Genomic DNA, 19,207 nt, shown 5'->3' with positions numbered 1-19,207 from the left:
GCGTCAAACCTCAACGTTATGCCTACCTCTATCTTCATCCGTTATCGATAGTTTCAAACACAAACTCCTACTTATGGCTCGCTGACCTGTATTTTCCTGACGCTCCGCTGAACGCCGGGCTTTCCTCTCATCGGCGACTCGGTTAGCATCGGAGCAACTAGAGACAGTGAGATGATTTCATTGAAAAGATGGCGTTTATTTCCCCGATCGCTGCGCCAACTGGTGCTGATGGCGTTCCTGCTGGTGCTGCTGCCACTGCTGGTGCTGGCCTATCAGGCTTACCAGAGCCTGGATCACCTCAGCGCGCAGGCGGCAGACATCAACCGCACCACGCTGGTGGATGCGCGACGCAGTGAGGCAATGACCAGCGTGGCGCTGGAAATGGAACGCAGTTACCGCCAGTATTGCGTACTGGTCGATCCCACTCTGGCGCGGTTGTACCAAAACCAGCGCAAACAGTATTCACAGATGCTCGATGCCCACGCGCCGATCCTGCCGGATGAACGCTATTATCAAACCTTGCGCGATCTGCTGACCCAGCTTGCGGCGATTAAATGCCAAAGCAGCGGCCCGGACGCACAGGCTTCGACGTTGCTGGAGTCATTCTCGCGTTCCAATGCCGAAATGGTGCAGGCCACGCGCGCCGTGGTGTTCTCTCGCGGCCAGCAGTTACAGCAGGCGATTGCCGAGCGCGGTCAGTTCTTCGGCTGGCAGGCATTGATGCTGTTCCTGGTCAGCGTGATGCTGGTGGTGTTATTCACCCGGATGATTATCGGCCCGGTAAAAGCGGTAGAGCGAATGATCAACCGCCTGGGGGAAGGTCGGGCGTTGGGCAGTACCGACTCTTTCAAAGGGCCGCGTGAACTGCGTTCTCTGGCTCAGCGCATTATTTGGCTGAGTGAACGTCTGGCGTGGCTGGAGTCGCAGCGCCATGAGTTCCTGCGCCATATCTCGCATGAGCTGAAGACGCCGTTGGCCAGCATGCGTGAGGGCACCGAATTGCTGGCGGACGAAGTGGCCGGTCCGCTGACCTCCGATCAGAAAGAGGTGGTAACCATTCTCGACGGCAGCAGCCGTCACCTGCAGCAACTGATTGAACAACTGCTGGATTACAACCGCAAACTGGCCGATGGCCCGGCAGAGCATGAGAATGTCGAGCTGAAAGAGATGGTCGAAATGGTGGTGGCGGCACACAGTTTGCCGGCCCGGGCAAAATTGATCCGCACCGAGATCCAATTGGATGCGGAAATATGCTGGGCAGAGCCTACGCTATTAATGCGCGTGCTGGATAATCTCTACTCCAATGCGGTGCACTACGGCAAGGAATCCGGTAACATTTGGATCCGCAGCCGTCAGGTTGGGCAACGGGTGCAGATTGATGTCGCTAACAGCGGCACGCCGATCCCCGAAGCCGAGAGAACCATGATTTTTGAGCCTTTTTTCCAGGGTAGTCACCAGCGAAAAGGGGCGGTAAAAGGAAGCGGTCTGGGGCTGAGCATTGCGCAGGATTGTATCCGCCGCATGCGTGGCGAACTGCAGTTGGTTGAAGTCGCCGGCACCGACGTCTGCTTCCGTATTGAATTGCCATTAACCGCCGAGAATGAATAATAATGTACACATGGTCTAAACGCCTTCGTCTCTCGCAGACCGAACGTTCACCGCGTGCCACACAGGGCACGCCGCTCGGCAAGCGTCGATTTTCCTTTTTAGGCAGCGTTCTTTTTATGCCGTTTCTGTTGGCGGGTTGCGTCGATCGTGCGGTTAGCGGTGGCCTGAATCAGCCGCAGCAAGAAGCGATCCCGGACACCAAAGTGGTGGATTATCGCATCGCAGCCTGCGACAGCCTGTGGCCGCTCGACGAAAAAGACGCGTTGAATAACTCACTTTACTGGCTGCGAGCCATGGACTGTGCCGATCGTATCGGTTCAACCCAGGCGCGTGCGCTGGCGAAAACCCTGCCTGGCAACAGCTGGGACGGTATTTTCAAGCAAAGTATCCTGTTGGCCAGTGCCGAGCCGACCTCGGGCGAACGTCGCCAGATGATCGACCGTCTGAACAGTTACCGCATGGAGTTCCCAAGCTCACTGCGCCCGCTGTTGCAGCTGTGGCGTCAACAGCAGGTCCTGCAGATCACCCTGTTTGACGAAAAGGCGCGCTATCAGCACCTGCAGGAAAGCTCCGACAGCCAGATAGATACGCTGCGTCAGAGCCAGATACGTTTACAGGCGCAGTTGCAGGATACCTCGCGCAAGCTGGAAAACCTGACCGATATCGAACGCCAGCTCTCTTCGCGCAAGCAGATGCAGAGTGACATCCCGGACAACGGTGGAACGCAGCAAAAAACTGACGCCACGGGCAAGAAAGTTGCGCCGGCCAAGGCAGCAGAATCGGATGCTGAACCTGAGAAGGGTACCGCTTTGCCGGTGGAGCCGGAAGATACCTACGCGCCGCCCCCCGCTAACAAGGAGTCTCACGCGCAATGACCGCACGCAAACCGGCCAATTTGTTATTGGTTGACGACGATCCCAGCCTGCTTAAGCTGCTGGGGATGCGCCTGACCAGCGAAGGTTTTCATGTCACCACCGCCGAAAGCGGCCAGGAAGCGCTGCGCCTGTTAGGGCGTGAGAAGATTGATCTGGTGATCAGCGACCTGCGGATGGATGAAATGGACGGCATGGCGCTGTTTGCCGAAATCCAAAAGCATCAGCCCGGCATGCCGGTGATCATTCTTACCGCCCATGGTTCAATCCCGGACGCGGTGGCGGCTACTCAGCAAGGGGTGTTCAGCTTCCTGACCAAACCGGTGGATCGTGATGCGCTGTATAAAGCCATCGACGATGCGCTATCGCTGTCACTGCCGGCCGGTGATGACAGTTGGCGTGAAGACATCGTCACCCGCAGCCCGATTATGCTGCGCCTGCTGGAGCAGGCAAAAATGGTGGCGCAGTCGGACGTCAGCGTATTGATTAACGGCCACAGCGGCACCGGTAAAGAGGTGTTGGCACAGGCTATCCACGGTGCCAGTCCTCGCGGTAAAAAGGCGTTTATCGCCATTAACTGCGGGGCGTTGCCGGAGCAACTGCTGGAGTCCGAGCTGTTTGGCCATGCCAAAGGAGCCTTTACCGGCGCGGTTAGCAGCCGCGAAGGGCTGTTCCAGGCGGCAGCCGGCGGCACGCTGTTCCTCGACGAGATCGGCGATATGCCGCTTTCGCTGCAGGTTAAGCTGTTGCGCGTATTGCAGGAGCGCAAGGTGCGCCCGCTGGGCAGCAACCGCGATCTGGACATTGACGTCCGCATTATTTCCGCCACTCACCGCGATCTGCAAAAGGCGATGGCGAAAAACGAATTCCGCGAGGACTTGTACTACCGGCTGAACGTGGTGAACCTGAAGATCCCGGCGTTGAATGAGCGTGCCGAGGATATCCCGCTGCTGGCCAATCATCTGCTGCGCGAATCGGCCAAGCGCCATAAACCCTTCGTTCGCAGCTTCTCAACGGACGCCATGAAACGCCTGATGACCGCCACCTGGCCGGGCAACGTGCGCCAACTGGTGAACGTCATCGAGCAGTGTGTGGCCCTGACCTCTGCGCCGGTGATCAGCGAAGCGCTGGTTGAGCAGGCGTTGGAAGGGGAAAATACCGCCTTGCCGACCTTTGTCGAGGCCCGCAATCAGTTTGAATTGCACTATCTGCGCAAGCTGTTGCAGATCACCAAGGGTAACGTGACCCAGGCCGCGCGCATGGCAGGCCGCAACCGTACCGAGTTTTATAAATTGCTGTCGCGTCATGAACTGGACGCCAACGATTTTAAAGAATGATGTTTTCCGCCGCAGCCTGCGCACGCAGGTTCTCAACAAACGCGGCGGAATGATTTACACTCCGTTCTCTTGTTTGTGGCGTGGCCCAACACAGAGCACCATGGAACGTATTAAGCGGGATCCTAAACAATGAGCAGATCACTTTCCATCGCACTGGCCCAGCTGAATCTGCTGGTCGGTGACATTGAAGGCAACACCGAACGCATGTTGCAAACCGTGCAAGAGCAGCAGAAGGCGGGAGCCGATCTGGTCATGTTCACCGAGTTGGCGCTCTCCGGCTATCCGCCGGAAGACCTGCTGTACCGCAACGATTTTTACCAGCGCTGTGACGCGCAGCTGCAGCGTCTGCAGCAGGCATCTGCCGAGGTCGCCATTCTGGTTGGCCATCCGTGGCGCGAAGGCGACAAGCTGTATAATGCGCTGTCGCTGTTCTCCGAAGGGCAGTTGCTGGCGCGTTACTTCAAGCAGCAGTTGCCGAACTACGGCGTTTTCGATGAGAAACGCTACTTCCAGGCCGGTAGTGAAACCTGCGTGGTTGAGCTGAAAGGCTATCAATTGGGCCTGCTGATTTGCGAAGATTTGTGGTTCCCAGGGCCGGTCGATGCCGCCAAGGCGGCCGGTGCCGAAATGATTTTGTCGATCAACGCCTCGCCGTACAACCGCGAAAAACCGTATATCCGCAAGACGTTAATGGCCGGCCATTGCCAACGTACCCATCTGCCGCTGGTGTATCTGAACCAGATTGGCGGGCAGGATGAACTGATTTTCGACGGTTGTTCGAAGGTGTTCGATGCGGCCGGCAATATGACCCATCGCCTGACCGCATTTGCCGAGCAGGTGACCCTGCTTGAGCTCAATGAGCTGGAGGTGGTGCCAATGACCGCTCCGGCCGCCGAGCTGCCGCAGTTGGCGCAGGTGTACGAAGCCCTGGTGCTGGCGGTGCGCGATTACGTCACTAAAAACGGCTTTAAGGGCGCGGTACTGGGGTTGTCTGGCGGTATCGATTCGGCGCTGACGCTGGCGATTGCCGTCGATGCCTTGGGCAAAGATAAAGTGCAGGCGCTGATGATGCCGTTCCGCTACACCGCGGATATCAGTATCGCTGACGCCAAAGAAGAAGCTGAAATCCTCGGCATTGAATTCGACATCGTCTCTATTGAACCTATGTTCGACGCCTTTATGGGCCAGTTGACGCCAATGTTTGCTGGTACCGAACGCGACACCACTGAAGAAAACCTGCAGGCACGCTGCCGCGGCGTGGTGTTGATGGCGCTGTCCAACAAGCGCCGCAGCATCGTGTTGACCACCGGCAACAAAAGCGAGATGGCCGTAGGTTACGCCACGCTGTATGGTGATATGGCGGGTGGCTTCGACGTGCTGAAAGACGTACCGAAAACGCTGGTGTTTAAGCTTTCCGAATACCGTAACACCGTCTCATACGTGATCCCGCAGCGGGTTATCGATCGTCCACCGTCCGCAGAGCTGGCGCCGGATCAGCTCGATCAGGACAGCCTGCCGCCGTACGACATTCTGGATGCAATTCTGGAAGGTTACGTCGAGCGCGATAAGTCGGTTGCCGATCTGGTGGCCGAAGGCTTCGACGAGGCGATCGTGCGCAAGGTTATCCGTCTGGTGGATATCAACGAATACAAACGGCGTCAGGCCGCCGTCGGGCCACGCATCACCGCCCGCAATTTCGGCAAAGACCGCCGCTACCCAATCACATCCGGCTTTGGCCGCAAAAATTGGTAAAGGAAACAAGATGAAAAAGATCGACGCTATTATCAAGCCGTTCAAACTGGATGATGTCCGTGAAGCGCTGGCTGAGGTTGGCATTACCGGGATGACCGTCACCGAAGTGAAAGGCTTCGGCCGCCAGAAGGGCCACACCGAGCTGTACCGTGGCGCGGAGTACATGGTCGATTTTCTGCCGAAGGTGAAAATTGAGATCGTGGTGGCCGACGATATCGTCGATACCTGCGTCGAGACCATCATGCAGACTGCGCAAACCGGCAAAATCGGCGATGGCAAAATCTTTGTCTTCGACGTGGCACGCGTAGTGCGCATCCGTACCGGCGAGCAGGACGAAGAAGCGATTTAATGTGACGTTTCTGGTCTGAAACCCCTGAGGGCGCAGCATGCTGCGCCCTTGTCATATCTGCAGTCTGTTATCTCCTCCCACCGATTGATTCCTCCTTCTCTGTCATTGTTGCCGTTAGCATTCTAAAAAAGCGAAGGCTGTCGCGTTTTTAATAGTTTTCCCGATCGCTTTGCGAACGGCATCTACACTCAATCCAACTGTTTTGATTGAGGTTGTGACCTATGATGACGCTACGCCAAATTCGCCACTTCATTGCGGTGGCGGAAACCGGGTCGATCTCCGCCGCCGCCCAGGCGGTGTTCGTTTCCCAATCCTCGCTGACGCTGGCCATCCAGCAACTGGAGACCGACATTGGCGTGCGGCTGTTTGATCGCCACGCCAAGGGCATGAACCTGACGCATCAGGGCCATCAGTTTCTGCGCCAGTCTTACCTGATCCTCGCCACGGTGGATAACGCCAAGCGCAGCCTGCAACTGGGTACCGAAAGCCTGACCGGCAAGCTGACCATTGGCGTGACCAGCCTGGTGGCCGGGTACTTTTTGGTCGAACTGCTCAAGCGGTTTAAATCGGCCTATCCCAATGTCACCATTCAGATGATCGAAGATGAGCGTCCTTATATTGAGCACCTGCTGGTGAGCGGGGAGATCGATATCGGTGTACTGATACTGTCGAATATTGAGGATCGTGATGCGTTACAGACCGAAGTGCTGATGCACTCGCCTTATCGTCTGTGGTTACCGCCGCTGCATCCGTTGCTGGATCATGAAAGTATCGGGTTGGCGGATGTGGCGAAGCTGCCGCTGATCCAGCTGAATGCCGACGAAATGGACGTGCATGCGCGGCGTATCTGGGCGCGTGCCGGAGTGAAACCGGAGATCGCCATGAAAACCGGTTCGACGGAAGCGGTGCGCAGCCTGGTAGCGGCGGGGATGGGGGTCTCAATCCTGCCGGACATGGCCTATCGCGCCTGGTCGCTGGAGGGCAACATGATTGAGGCCCGCAAGCTGGTGGATCTGCTGGAGCCGCTCGACATCGGCCTGGCCTGGCGACGCGGCAGTGCGCGGCCGGAACTGGTCACGCCTTTCCTCACCATTGCCCGTGAGAATGGCAATATGCACGCTGCCGGGCTGAAGCATTCGATTTAATCGAACGCGGCGTTCAGTATTTAGAATTTGTTGGCTGCCTGATGCTCGCTTAGTCTGATTGAAACTAACTTATTCACATTTAGTTAACGTTTTGGTCACTTAGGGGCAATAAACCATGGCAGATGTGCACCTCCTTTCAGGTTTATCCTGTCAGCAATTCATTAACGGTCAGTCGGTCGAAGGCGAAGGCCAGCAGGAGTGCATCGTTAATCCGGCCAATGGCGAAACGTTGGTTTCTATCACCGAAGCCTCTTCGGCGCAGGTCGGCAGTGCGGTTAAGGCTGCGCAGCAGGCTTTCGGCCACTGGTCGCGCACCACACCGGCCTATCGTGCTTCCATTCTGCTACGTATTGCCGACGCCATCGAACGGCAGGCCCCGCGCCTGGCCGGTCTGGAGGCGCTCAACTGCGGAAAACCACTGCATCAGGCGCTCAATGACGACCTGCCGGCCGCCGTCGACGTGTTTCGTTTCTTTGCCGGCGCGGTGCGCACCCAGCAGGGGCAACTGGCCGGTGAATATATTGAAGGGCACACCTCGATGATCCGCCGTGACCCCGTCGGCGTGGTGGCCTCGATTGCGCCATGGAACTACCCGTTGATGATGGCGGCCTGGAAGATCGCACCGGCGCTGGCGGCGGGCAACACCGTAGTATTCAAACCTTCCGAACATACCCCGCTGACCATTCTTGCGCTGGTGCCTGCACTGCAGGACATCCTGCCGCCGGGCGTGCTGAATATCATCTATGGCGGTGGCGAAGGGGTTGGTAGCCATCTGGTCGGGCATCCGCAGGTGCGTTTGGTCTCGGTGACCGGCGATATTGTCACCGGGCAAAAAATTCTGCAGGCCGCGGCGAAAAGCGTTAAACGCACGCATCTCGAACTGGGCGGTAAGGCCCCGGTGATTGTCTGTGACGACGCCGATCTGGATGAAGTGGTTAACAGCATCCGTACCTACGGCTATTACAACGCCGGGCAAGACTGCACCGCCGCCTGTCGCATCTACGCGCAGGCGGGGATCTATCCGAAGCTGGTGGAAGCGCTGGGCGAGGCGGTTGCCAGCCTGCGCTTTGCCCGCAAGCGCGATGAAGATAACGAAATCGGCCCGCTGATCAGCAGCCGCCAGCGCGATCGCGTGGCCAGCTTTGTCGAGCGGGCGCTCAGCCAGCCGCATATTGAATTGATTACCGGCGCCGCCGCGCACTCCGGTCCGGGTTTCTATTACCAACCCACGCTGCTGGCCGGCTGCCTGCAAAGCGACGAAATCGTCCAGCGCGAGGTATTCGGCCCGGTGGTGAGCGTCACCCGCTTCGAACATCTGGAGCAGGCGGTCAACTGGGCCAACGATTCCGAATACGGTCTGGCCTCGTCGGTCTGGACGCAGAATATCGATCGGGCGCTGCATATCGCCGCACATCTGCAATACGGCAGCACCTGGATCAACACCCATTTCACCCTGGCGAGTGAGATGCCACACGGCGGTCTGAAACGCTCCGGCTACGGCAAAGATCTTTCCAGTGATTCACTGCAAGACTACAGCGTAGTCAGGCATGTAATGGCGAAGTTTAAAGCCAGCTTCTAGTGGCAGCATACCCGTCGCCTTTCAAGCTGCAGCGTTGTTACCTGCACTCACTCACCCCAGTTACTTACTCAAGTAAGCGCCTGGGGATGAGTGAGCTGGTCGCCTAGCTGCAACTTGAAATTCATAGGGTAAATAAAATCATACGACAGCGGCAGCCGTTCCCTGCCGCACATAGATACGCAACACAGGGGTTATTACGATGGGAAAAACTACCGCAGTCACCACCACAGTTTCCGCACTCTGTTTCACCGTGCTTTGCGGCCTGGCCCAGGCGGCAGACTTGCCGCAGGCGCTGGGCAAGGGCGAAGGGCGCCTGGATATCATCGCCTGGCCGGGCTATATCGAACGCGGCCAGTCCGATAAAAACTATGACTGGGTCAGCCAGTTTGAAAAGCAAACCAGCTGCGCGGTGAATGTGAAAACTGCCGCCACCTCCGATGAAATGGTCAGCCTGATGGCCAAGGGCGGCTATGACCTGGTCACCGCTTCCGGCGACGCCTCGCTGCGATTGATCTTCGGTAAACGGGTGCAGCCAATCAACACTGCGCTGATCCCCAACTGGAAAAACATCGACCCGCGCCTGCTGAACGGTGCCTGGTACACCGTTGACGGCAAAACCTACGGCACGCCTTATCAGTGGGGGCCAAACCTGCTGATGTACAACACCAAAACCTTCCCAACGCCGCCAGACAGCTGGGCGGTAGTGTTCCAGCAGCAGAACCTGCCGGACGGCAAGACCAATCAGGGCCGGGTGCAGGCCTACGACGGGCCGATTTACATCGCCGATGCGGCGCTGTTCCTGAAAGCCACGCAGCCGCAGCTTGGCATCAGCGATCCGTACCAACTGAACGAAGAGCAGTATCAGGCCGCCTTGAAGCTATTGCGCACCCAGCATGCCTTGATCCACCGCTACTGGCATGACACCTCGGTGCAGATGAGCGATTTCAAAAACGAAGGCGTGGTGGCCTCCAGCGCCTGGCCCTATCAGGCCAATGCTCTGAAAGGAGAAGGCCAGCCGATTGGCACCGTGTTCCCGAAAGAGGGAGTTACCGGCTGGGCGGACACCACCATGCTGCACAGCGATGCCAAGCATCCGAACTGTGCTTACCTGTGGATGAACTGGTCGCTGGAGCCGAAAGTGCAGGGCGACGTTGCCGCCTGGTTTGGTTCGGTACCGGCATCACCGGCGGGCTGCAAGGCCAGTACGCTACTGGGCGACAAAGGTTGTGAAACCAACGGCTTCAACCAGTTCGACAAGATTGCCTTCTGGAAAACACCGCAGGCACAGGGCGGCAAATTCGTGCCATACAGCCGCTGGACTCAGGACTATATCGCCATCATGGGCGGTCGCTAACCCGCGGGGGCGTAGCCTGCTACGCCCGATTAATGCCTTTCAGGAGCGCAGATCATGACCATTGCCGTGCAATTTATCGATGTTTCGCGGAGCTTCGGCGAGGTTCGCGCCGTGGATCGGGTTTCTATCGAGATACAAGACGGGGAATTCTTCTCCATGCTCGGGCCTTCCGGCTCGGGCAAAACCACCTGCCTGCGACTGATCGCCGGCTTTGAACAACTCAGCGCCGGTTCGATCCGCATTCACGGGCAGGAGGCGGCCAACCTGCCGCCGTACCAGCGCGACGTGAATACCGTATTCCAGGATTACGCCCTGTTCCCGCACATGTCGGTACTGGAAAACGTCGCCTATGGATTGATGGTGAAGGGCGTCGCCAAACGTGAACGGCTGGCCCGGGCACAGGAAGCGCTGGACAGCGTGGCGCTGGGTTTCGTGGCCGAGCGTAAGCCGGCTCATCTTTCCGGTGGCCAGCGTCAACGGGTCGCACTGGCCCGCGCGTTGGTGAACCGACCGCGGGTGCTGTTGCTGGACGAACCGCTGGGCGCGCTGGACCTCAAGCTGCGTGAACAGATGCAGGGCGAACTGAAAAAGCTGCAGCGCCAACTGGGGATCACCTTTATTTTCGTCACCCACGATCAGAGCGAAGCGCTGTCGATGTCTGACCGGGTGGCGGTGTTCAACAACGGGCGAATCGAGCAGGTGGATGCGCCGCGTGAGCTGTACATGCGGCCGAAGACGCCGTTTGTTGCCGAGTTTGTCGGCACCTCTAACGTGGTGCGCAGCGAACTGGCTCAGCGTTTACTCGGCCAGACCGCCACTTTCTCGATCCGCCCCGAGCATATTCGCTTAATGGATCAGGCCGGTGCCGCGCAGGGTGAAATCCAGGTGCAGGGATTGCTGCAAGAGATCCATTATCAGGGGGCGGCCACGCGCTACGAAATTGCGTTGAGCAGCGGTGAGAAACTGCTGGTCAGCGAGGCGAATCCTCAGTGGCATGCCGCCGGACAGCAGCATCTGATCGGTCAGCCGGTCACCGCCTGCTGGTCACGTGAGGCGATGGTACCCCTGCTGGAGGAGAGGTGAGATGGAGATGAGCATCGACTATCCCGCGCCGCGCCGCGGTACCTTGCGCGCCCTGTCGACCTTTCTCTATCGTCGGCCGACGCTGTACCTGTTGCTGTTATTGGTTCCACCGCTGTTGTGGTTCGGCGCGGTGTACCTTGGCTCATTACTGACGCTGCTGTGGCAGGGATTTTATACCTTCGACGACTTCACCATGACGGTGACGCCGGATCTGACCTTCGATAACCTGCGGGCGCTGTTCAACCCGGCCAACTACGACATTATTCTGCGCACATTGACCATGGCGGTGCTGGTGTCGCTGGCCAGTGCGGTGTTGGCGTTCCCGATTGCTTACTATATGGCGCGTTACACCAGTGGCCGCGTCAAAGCGTTCTTTTATATCGCGGTGATGATGCCGATGTGGGCCAGCTATATCGTCAAGGCCTACGCCTGGACGCTGCTGCTGGCAAAGGATGGTGTGGCGCAGTGGTTCCTGCAACATCTGGGGCTGGAGCCAGTGTTGGCGGCAATCCTCACCGTGCCGGGCGTTGGAGGCAATACCCTGTCGACCTCGGGGCTGGGGCGTTTTCTGGTGTTTGTTTATATCTGGCTGCCGTTCATGATCCTGCCGATCCAGGCGGCGCTGGAACGCCTGCCGCCTTCGTTGCTGCATGCCTCGGCAGATTTGGGTGCGCGTCCGTCGCAGACTTTCCGTTACGTGATCCTGCCGTTGGCGGTGCCGGGCATTGCCGCCGGGTCGATCTTCACCTTCTCGCTGACGCTGGGGGACTTTATTGTGCCGCAGCTGGTGGGGCCGCCGGGCTATTTCATCGGCAGCATGGTGTACGCCCAGCAAGGGGCGATCGGCAATATGCCGATGGCAGCGGCCTTTACCCTGGTGCCGATTGTGTTGATCGCGATTTATCTTTCCATTGTGAAACGTCTGGGGGCCTTCGATGCACTCTGAGCGCGCACCATTAGGGCTGAAACTGGCCGCCTGGGGCGGTCTGATCTTCCTGCATTTCCCGTTGGCGATTATCGCCATCTACGCCTTCAATACCGAGGACGCGGCGTTCAGCTTCCCGCCGAAGGGCTTTACGCTGCATTGGTTTAGCGTCGCTGCCGGTCGGCAGGACATTATCGATGCGATGCTGCTTTCCGCGCAGATTGCTGCGCTGGCGACGGCGGTGGCGCTGGTGCTGGGCACCCTGGCGGCGGCGGCGCTGTACCGGCGTGATTTCTTCGGTAAGGACAGCATTTCACTGTTGCTGCTGTTACCTATCGCGCTGCCGGGCATTGTTACCGGTCTGGCGCTGCTGGCGGCGTTCAAGGCGCTGAATATCGAGCCGGGAGTACTTACCATCGTGATCGGTCATGCCACCTTCTGCGTGGTGATCGTATTCAACAATGTCATCGCTCGTTTCCGCCGGACTTCCCATAGCCTGATCGAGGCTTCCATGGATCTCGGTGCCGACGGTTGGCAAACCTTCCGTTACGTGATGCTGCCCAACCTGGGTTCAGCATTGCTGGCCGGTGGCATGCTGGCGTTCGCACTGTCGTTTGATGAAATTATTGTCACCACCTTTACCGCCGGGCATGAGCGCACGCTGCCGCTGTGGCTGCTCAATCAGCTCGGTCGTCCGCGCGATGTGCCGATCACCAACGTGGTGGCGCTGTCGGTGATGTTGCTGACCATGATCCCGATTTTGGGGGCCTATTACCTGACCAAGGGCGGCGAAAGCGTCGCCGGCAGCGGCAAATAAATAGCCTCTTGGTCCTAATGCGTACCAGACATCTTATAAAAGGATAATCCTATGCAAAGCCAACTGTTGATTAACGGCCAACTGGTTACCGGCCAGGGCGCGTTGTTGCCGGTGTATAACCCGGCAACCGGAGAGGTAGTGGTACAGGTGGCTGAAGCCAGTGCAGAGCAGGTCGATCAGGCGGTGCTGGCGGCCGACGCCGCCTTTGAACACTGGGGGCAGACCACGCCGAAGGAGCGGGCTGAACATCTGCTGAAGCTGGCGGATTTAATCGACAGCCATGCGGAAACCTTCGCTCGCCTGGAATCGATTAACTGCGGCAAACCCTATCACTGCGTGCTGAATGATGAGCTGCCGGGTGTGGCCGACGTCTTTCGCTTTTTCGCCGGGGCCAGCCGTTGTTTGAGCGGGCTGGCGGCCGGTGAATATCTGGCTGGACACACCTCGATGATCCGCCGTGATCCCCTGGGCGTCGTCGCCTCGATCGCCCCCTGGAACTACCCGTTGATGATGGCGGCGTGGAAGCTGGCTCCGGCCCTGGCGGCGGGCAATTGCGTGGTGCTTAAGCCGTCGGAACAAACTCCACTGACCACCTTCAAACTGGCTGAACTGGCCGCCGGACTGTTCCCGCCGGGCGTGCTCAACGTCCTGTTTGGTCGTGGCGCCAGCGTCGGTGACAGACTGACCGGCCATAACAAAGTGCGCATGGTATCCCTGACCGGCTCAATCGCCACCGGAGAACATATCATTGGTCATACCGCATCCGGCATTAAACGCACCCATATGGAGCTGGGGGGCAAGGCGCCGGTGCTGGTGTTTGACGACGCCGACCTGCAACAGGTGGTGGAAGGGATCCGCAGCTTTGGTTTCTACAACGCCGGTCAGGACTGCACTGCCGCCTGTCGCATTTACGCGCAGAAAGGCATCTATCCGCAGTTGGTGAAGGCGTTGGGCGAGGCTATCGGCAGCCTGAAGATCGGCCCGCCGATCGATGCCAGCAGCGAACTGGGTCCGTTGATTACCGCTCAGCATCTGGAGCGGGTGGTGGGTTTTGTCGAGCGAGCCAAGGCGTTGCCGCATGTACAGGTGGTGACCGGTGGTGAGCGGGTTAACGGCCCTGGGTACTATTTCCAGCCGACGCTGTTGGCCGGTGCTCGTCAGGAGGATGAAATCGTGCAGCGTGAGGTGTTTGGGCCGGTGGTGACCGTTACACCGTTCGACGATGAGGCGCAGGTGCTGGCCTGGGCCAACGAGTCTGACTACGGGCTGGCGTCGTCGCTGTGGACCCGCGACGTGGGGCGGGCACACCGCCTGAGCGCCCGTTTGCAATACGGCTGCACCTGGGTGAATACTCATTTCATGCTGGTGAGCGAGATGCCGCACGGTGGCCAAAAGTTGTCCGGCTACGGCAAGGATATGTCGATGTACGGCCTGGAAGATTACACCGCAATCCGCCACGTGATGTTTAAACATTGATTCATCAGGTTTTATCTGCAAAATAATGCGGCTTTCAGACCGGCTCCGGCCGGTCTGATGATAATAAAAACTCAAAGGAAGCCAATAGCCATGGGAATCACCAGACGCGATTTTCTTAATGGGGTGGCGATCACTATCGCCGCCGGGTTAACGCCGATGCAGATCCTGCGTGCATCGCCGCAAACCGCCAATCAAACCCTCTATTATCCGCCGACGCTGACCGGATTGCGGGGCAACCATCCCGGTTCGTTTGAGCATGCTCACCAACTGGGGCGTGACGGCAAGGCCTTCGATTTTGCCAGCATCCCGGCGACGGAAGAGTTCGATCTGGTGGTAGTCGGTGCCGGGATCAGCGGACTGGCCGCCGCCTGTTTCTGGCAGCAAATGAAAGGTCAGCAGCAGCGTATCTTGCTGATCGACAACCATGATGATTTCGGCGGCCACGCCAAGCGTAATGAATTCAGCAGCGAAAATGGCACCATTCTCGGCTACGGCGGCAGCGAGTCGCTGCAGTCGCCGCGCTCCAACTTTAGCCCGGTAGCGATGGGGCTGCTGCAAAAGCTGGGCGTCAGCATCGACAACCTGGAAAAAGCTTTCGATAAAACCTTCTACCCGGATCTTAACCTGAGCCGTGGCGTCTATTTCGATCGCAGAAACTTCGGCGTCGACAAAGTGGTGAACGGGGATCCTGGCCGTATGGTGGCGGATGATATTCCCCATGACCGCCTTAATGGCCGTTCCTACGAAGCCTTTATCGGTGATTTCCCGCTGCCGGAAAGCGATCGCCAGGCGCTGATTGCACTGCATACGGTGGATAAGGATTACCTGCCGGAAATGAGTCAGGAGCAGAAAAGCGAATGGCTCGACAAGCACAGTTATACCGAATTCCTGCGTGACAAGGTTGGCCTGAGCGAAATGGCGATCCGTTATTTCCAACAAACCACCAGTGACTTCCAGGCGGTGGGTATCGACGCCACTTCGTGCAGCGATGCGCGTATTTGCGATCTGCCTGGCCTGAACGGCATGAACCTGCCGCCGCTGGATGAAGAGTCACAGGCGGATCTCGACGATCCTTACGTGTTCCACTTCCCGGACGGCAACGCCACGCTGACACGCTTAATGGTGCGCCATCTGATCCCGGCGGTCTCACCGGGCGGTAAGGACATGAATGACATAGTGCTGGCGAAGTTCGATTACAGCCAGCTTGACCGGGCGGAGTCACCGGTAAAACTGCGCTTGAACAGCACCGGGCTGCACGCGGCTAACGTCGGCGACAAGGTCGAAGTGACCTACATGACCGGCGAGAAAATGACCAAGGTGCGCGCCGGGCAGGTAGTGATGGCCGGCTACAATATGATGATCCCTTATCTGGTGCCGGAAATGTCGCCGGAGCAGCAACAGGCGCTGAAGCAGAACGTCAAGTCGCCGCTGGTGTACAGCAAAGTGGTGATCCGTAACTGGCAGTCGTTTATTAAACTGGGCGTGCATGAGGTTTACTCGCCAACGGCGCCTTATTGCCGTGTGAAGCTGGATTATCCGGTGAGCATGGGCGGCTACCAGCATCCACGCGATCCGAACCAGCCGATTGGCCTGCACATGGTGTATGTGCCGACGCTGGCGGGCAGCGGGTTAAGCCCACGCGAGCAGTCGCGCAAGGGCCGTGCCTTGCTATTGGGCACGCCGTTTGAAGTGCATGAGCAGATGATCCGTGAGCAATTGCAGGGCATGCTCGGCTCCGCCGGTTTTGATCATCAGCGTGATATTGAAGCGATCACCGTTAACCGCTGGTCGCACGGCTATTCCTACTTCCTCAACGGGTTGTTTGACGATGAGGACGAGGCGAAGAAAATCATTGAGACGGCGCGTAAGCCGATCGGCAAAATTGTGATTGCCAACTCGGATTCAGACTGGAGTCCGTACGCCAACTCGGCGATCGATCAGGCGTGGCGTGCGGTTAATGAATTGGCCTTCGGCCAGGTTGCCGCCAAGGAGGGAGCATGAGCATGCGTTCACTGTACTTACTGACCTTACTGGCGGCGGGTGGCTCGGCACAGGCGATGTCGGCCGGGGAATATGTTGCCAGGGCTGGTGACTGCACCGCCTGCCATACCACACCGGGTGGGGCTTTGCTCGCCGGTGGTATGAAGTTTCCGACCCCGCTGGGCAATATTTACGCTACCAATATTACACCGGACAAGCAGCAGGGCATCGGCGCCTATTCCTTTGACGAGTTTGACCGTGCGATGCGTCAGGGGATCGCCAAAGATGGCCATCGACTGTATCCGGCGATGCCGTACACCTCTTACGCCAAAATGAACGCGGAAGATATGCGTGCGCTGTACGACTATCTGATGAAGGAAGTCCCGGCGCAGAACACCGCCAACCGCGCCAGTGATATCAGTTGGCCGCTGTCGATGCGTTGGCCGTTGGCAATATGGAACCAGCTGTTCCATGAGGATACGCCTTATCAGCCGGACAGCAGCCAGAGCTCCGAGTGGAACCGTGGCGCCTATTTGGTGCAAGGGGTAGGGCACTGCGGCAGTTGCCATACGCCGCGCGGTTGGGCGATGCAGGAGAAAGGGCTGGACAGCAAAGATCCGGTCTTCCTGAGCGGTGCCGAACTCGATGGCTGGTACGCTTCAGGAATACGCGGGCTGAAACAGGATGATGTGGTGGCCTTGCTGAAAACCGGGCGCAGCCAACATGCGGCAGTCGCAGGGCCGATGAGTGAAGTGGTTAGCCACAGCACGCAATATCTGACCGACGGTGATTTGAACGCCATTGCTACTTACCTGCACAGTCTGGCTGCAGAGAAACCGCCGGCGGAGAAACCCGTAGCGATGGCGGTCGACAACTGGCAAGCGGGGCAACGCACCTATGCCATGTACTGTTCAACCTGCCATGGTAATAAGGGCGAGGGCAGCGATAACACCATTCCGGCATTGGCCGGTAACGCAACGGTCACGGCGGAGGATCCACTCACCGCGCTGCGCGTAGTGTTGGAAGGAGCACATACGCCGATCACCCAACATGCTACGGCGCTTGCTATGCCGGGTTACGCCTGGACATTGAACGACCAGCAGGCTGCCGATCTGATGAGTTATTTGCGGGGAAGTTGGGGCAACCAGGCGGCACCGGTCACGGCGCAGCAGGTAAAAGAGACACGCAAGCTGGCGGAGAAATAACGGTGGGCGCGCGTTGAGCTGTTTGTTAGACAGAGATACTCGGGCCTAGCGCACCGAGGGGCGCTCCGGCGGGCAAGCCGCTACGACCCCTTCGGCACGCTCTCCCTAATAACGGGCATTATCAGCCGTCTGAGGGCACGGCAGCAGGCCGCGCCCCATTTCAATTACATGACCTTGTGCGGGCCGAAGCATTCGTAGTGGATGCGTTCGGCCTCTACACCCATGTCCAGAAGTTGGCTGGCCACAGACTGCATAAACGGCAACGGCCCGCAGAAGTAGTAATGCATCTGCGGCGTGCTGAGCGTTTCACGCAGGGCACTGAGATTCATCAGGCCACGGCTCTGGTAGTCGCGGCCTTCCACATCATTGGCACCCGGTTGGTTGTACCACACGTGACGGCTCAGATTCGGCATGCGGCCGGCAATATCCGCTACTTCATCGGCAAAGGCGTGAACGCTGCCGTTTTCCGCCGCGTGCAGCCAGTGCACGTCCGCCGGGTGCTGGTTATCGTGCAGCGTATGGAGCATGCCGAGCATTGGTGTTTGGCCGACACCGGCGGAGATCAGTGCCACCGGGGTTTCCGGCTGCGCTTCCAGGAAGAAATCCCCGTGCGGCGGAGCGATATAAATGACGTCGCCTTCTTTGGCCTGCTGGTGCAGGAAGTTCGATACCTTGCCCTGATCCTCTCGTTTTACCGCAATGCGATAGTACTCGCCATTCGGTGAGGTGGTCAGTGAGTATTGGCGAATCTCCTGGTTTTCCATGCTGTCGTGCTTGATGTAGACCGCAAGGTACTGACCCGGTTTGAAGTCGATCACCTTGCCACCGTCAACCGGCGCCAACACGAAGCTGCAAATCACCTCGCTCTGTGGCTGTTTTTTGACGATGCGGAAGGCTCGTCGATCGCGCCAGCCACCCTCGGCAGTTTCGCTGGCCTGATAAATCTGGCCTTCGCGCTGGATAAATACATCCGCCAACACCCCGTAGGCTTTACCCCAGGCGTCCAGCACTTCCTGCCCCGGGCTGAACATTTCGTCCAGGGTTGCCAGCAGATGACCACCGACAATCTGATATTGATCCGGGCGAATATTCAGGCTGGTATGCTTCTGGGCAATGCGCTCCACCGCCGGCAGCAGCGCCGCCAGGTTTTCGATATTCGCGGCATAGGCGCAGATCGCGTCGAACAGCGCCTGACGCTGATCGCCATTGCGCTGATTGTTCATATTGAACACGTCCTTTAACTCGGGATTATGCTCGAACATGCGATCGTAGAAGTGGGCGGTCAGTTTTGGCCCGGTAGCGGCCAGCAGGGGAATGGTAGATTTTACGGTGGCGATGGTTTGGCTATCCAGCATGGTGGCGCTCCTTGGTCGGACATTATTGGAATATTCTAATGATGCATTTAAAATGCATCTTTACGTTTGAACGCATCCTAACGGTTTCTGCCGTGGCTGTAAATACCCCTGTTTTTGTTGCGGAGTCGCCATGCGACGATCTCGCTCACAGAACATGAAAAAACCGCATCCTCAGTATGAGTAAATGTCGGTTGTCGAATGGGGTGTTTTATCGGATCAAAGCCTTGCTGCGCCTTATGCCAATCGTTTGCGTAAAAACCTCTGTCAAGACCTATCCTCGGTGGGGCGAAACAGTTTACACTGTGGCCCAGAACCCGAACGGGTAGTTATTTGGTGATTTTTTAGTTAGCTGATTTAGTCAGGAGAAGCC

The 19,207-nt window shown here is 58.1% G+C and carries 15 protein-coding genes; 14 read left to right on the top strand and 1 reads right to left on the bottom strand.

All coding sequences use genetic code 11. The features are described from left to right. Window positions 1-171 precede the first annotated feature (171 nt). The 14 genes from ACSOSI_RS19505 to ACSOSI_RS19440 all read left to right on the top strand — a co-directional run bounded on the left by ACSOSI_RS19505 (window position 172) and on the right by ACSOSI_RS19440 (window position 17,482). Window positions 172-1,608 carry a sensor histidine kinase gene (locus ACSOSI_RS19505; protein ID WP_012146359.1) on the top strand — a complete coding sequence of 479 codons (1,437 nt, stop codon included), beginning with the start codon at window positions 172-174 and terminating at the stop codon, window positions 1,606-1,608. Between the two features lie 2 nt (window positions 1,609-1,610). Continuing rightward, complete coding sequence (qseG, locus tag ACSOSI_RS19500) at window positions 1,611-2,483, top strand: two-component system QseEF-associated lipoprotein QseG (RefSeq protein ID WP_115184008.1); 873 nt, start codon at window positions 1,611-1,613, stop codon at window positions 2,481-2,483. Then, window positions 2,480-3,817, top strand: a complete 1,338-nt coding sequence (gene glrR / locus ACSOSI_RS19495; RefSeq protein WP_012146357.1) for a two-component system response regulator GlrR — start codon at window positions 2,480-2,482, stop codon at window positions 3,815-3,817. Before qseG ends, glrR begins: the two co-directional genes overlap by 4 nt. Before the next feature lie 129 nt (window positions 3,818-3,946). Beyond that, window positions 3,947-5,569, top strand: a complete 1,623-nt coding sequence (locus tag ACSOSI_RS19490) for an NAD+ synthase (RefSeq protein WP_012146356.1) — start codon at window positions 3,947-3,949, stop codon at window positions 5,567-5,569. 10 nt (window positions 5,570-5,579) lie between these two features. Further along, window positions 5,580-5,918 (top strand): nitrogen regulatory protein P-II, encoded by a 339-nt coding sequence (gene glnB, locus ACSOSI_RS19485; RefSeq protein ID WP_004847623.1) that lies wholly within the window; start codon window positions 5,580-5,582, stop codon window positions 5,916-5,918. Between the two features lie 221 nt (window positions 5,919-6,139). Further along, the gene (locus tag ACSOSI_RS19480) at window positions 6,140-7,063 is read left to right on the top strand and encodes a LysR substrate-binding domain-containing protein (protein ID WP_012146355.1); all 924 of its coding nucleotides are present in this window, start codon (window positions 6,140-6,142) and stop codon (window positions 7,061-7,063) included. Between the two features lie 115 nt (window positions 7,064-7,178). After that, complete coding sequence (locus ACSOSI_RS19475) at window positions 7,179-8,642, top strand: gamma-aminobutyraldehyde dehydrogenase (protein ID WP_012146354.1); 1,464 nt, start codon at window positions 7,179-7,181, stop codon at window positions 8,640-8,642. 199 nt (window positions 8,643-8,841) lie between these two features. Further along, on the top strand, window positions 8,842-9,996 hold the full coding sequence (gene ydcS / locus ACSOSI_RS19470) for a putative ABC transporter substrate-binding protein YdcS (RefSeq protein WP_012146353.1): 1,155 nt from the start codon (window positions 8,842-8,844) through the stop codon (window positions 9,994-9,996). Window positions 9,997-10,050: 54 nt separating this feature from the next. Beyond that, window positions 10,051-11,079: an ABC transporter ATP-binding protein gene (locus ACSOSI_RS19465; RefSeq protein ID WP_012146352.1), complete on the top strand. Its 1,029-nt coding sequence runs from the start codon at window positions 10,051-10,053 to the stop codon at window positions 11,077-11,079. Window positions 11,080-11,086: 7 nt separating this feature from the next. Further along, a complete protein-coding gene (locus ACSOSI_RS19460; protein WP_369804750.1) occupies window positions 11,087-12,025 on the top strand; it encodes an ABC transporter permease in 939 nt (312 codons plus the stop codon). After that, entirely contained in the window at window positions 12,015-12,821 is an 807-nt protein-coding gene (locus ACSOSI_RS19455) for an ABC transporter permease (RefSeq protein WP_012146350.1), read from the top strand. The genes ACSOSI_RS19460 and ACSOSI_RS19455 overlap by 11 nt, the downstream gene beginning before the upstream one ends. Before the next feature lie 51 nt (window positions 12,822-12,872). Further along, window positions 12,873-14,297, top strand: a complete 1,425-nt coding sequence (patD, locus tag ACSOSI_RS19450; RefSeq protein WP_012146349.1) for an aminobutyraldehyde dehydrogenase — start codon at window positions 12,873-12,875, stop codon at window positions 14,295-14,297. A gap of 90 nt (window positions 14,298-14,387) precedes the next feature. Then, window positions 14,388-16,298, top strand: a complete 1,911-nt coding sequence (locus ACSOSI_RS19445; protein ID WP_476705976.1) for an NAD(P)-binding protein — start codon at window positions 14,388-14,390, stop codon at window positions 16,296-16,298. After that, complete coding sequence (locus tag ACSOSI_RS19440) at window positions 16,295-17,482, top strand: c-type cytochrome (protein WP_476705975.1); 1,188 nt, start codon at window positions 16,295-16,297, stop codon at window positions 17,480-17,482. The genes ACSOSI_RS19445 and ACSOSI_RS19440 overlap by 4 nt, the downstream gene beginning before the upstream one ends. Before the next feature lie 164 nt (window positions 17,483-17,646). Here the strand turns inward: ACSOSI_RS19440 and hmpA are convergent, their stop codons facing one another. Further along, on the bottom strand, window positions 17,647-18,837 hold the full coding sequence (gene hmpA / locus ACSOSI_RS19435) for an NO-inducible flavohemoprotein (protein ID WP_017893703.1): 1,191 nt from the start codon (window positions 18,835-18,837) through the stop codon (window positions 17,647-17,649). Between the last annotated feature and the right edge of the window lie 370 nt (window positions 18,838-19,207).

It is taken from the genome of Serratia sp. AR11 (assembly GCF_056376275.1).
The sequence above is the reverse complement of the archived record's forward strand: the minus strand, read 5'-3'. Positions and strand labels throughout refer to the sequence as shown.

Coding starts and splice junctions, on each gene's coding strand:
- glrR (WP_012146357.1), top strand. CDS start 2,480: ATGACCGCACGCAAACCGGCCAATTTGTTATTGGTTGACGACGATCCC.
- ACSOSI_RS19490 (WP_012146356.1), top strand. CDS start 3,947: ATGAGCAGATCACTTTCCATCGCACTGGCCCAGCTGAATCTGCTGGTC.
- ACSOSI_RS19475 (WP_012146354.1), top strand. CDS start 7,179: ATGGCAGATGTGCACCTCCTTTCAGGTTTATCCTGTCAGCAATTCATT.
- ACSOSI_RS19440 (WP_476705975.1), top strand. CDS start 16,295: ATGAGCATGCGTTCACTGTACTTACTGACCTTACTGGCGGCGGGTGGC.
- ACSOSI_RS19445 (WP_476705976.1), top strand. CDS start 14,388: ATGGGAATCACCAGACGCGATTTTCTTAATGGGGTGGCGATCACTATC.
- ydcS (WP_012146353.1), top strand. CDS start 8,842: ATGGGAAAAACTACCGCAGTCACCACCACAGTTTCCGCACTCTGTTTC.
- ACSOSI_RS19460 (WP_369804750.1), top strand. CDS start 11,087: ATGAGCATCGACTATCCCGCGCCGCGCCGCGGTACCTTGCGCGCCCTG.
- ACSOSI_RS19480 (WP_012146355.1), top strand. CDS start 6,140: ATGATGACGCTACGCCAAATTCGCCACTTCATTGCGGTGGCGGAAACC.
- hmpA (WP_017893703.1), bottom strand. CDS start 18,837: ATGCTGGATAGCCAAACCATCGCCACCGTAAAATCTACCATTCCCCTG.
- qseG (WP_115184008.1), top strand. CDS start 1,611: ATGTACACATGGTCTAAACGCCTTCGTCTCTCGCAGACCGAACGTTCA.
- ACSOSI_RS19505 (WP_012146359.1), top strand. CDS start 172: ATGATTTCATTGAAAAGATGGCGTTTATTTCCCCGATCGCTGCGCCAA.
- ACSOSI_RS19455 (WP_012146350.1), top strand. CDS start 12,015: ATGCACTCTGAGCGCGCACCATTAGGGCTGAAACTGGCCGCCTGGGGC.
- ACSOSI_RS19465 (WP_012146352.1), top strand. CDS start 10,051: ATGACCATTGCCGTGCAATTTATCGATGTTTCGCGGAGCTTCGGCGAG.
- patD (WP_012146349.1), top strand. CDS start 12,873: ATGCAAAGCCAACTGTTGATTAACGGCCAACTGGTTACCGGCCAGGGC.
- glnB (WP_004847623.1), top strand. CDS start 5,580: ATGAAAAAGATCGACGCTATTATCAAGCCGTTCAAACTGGATGATGTC.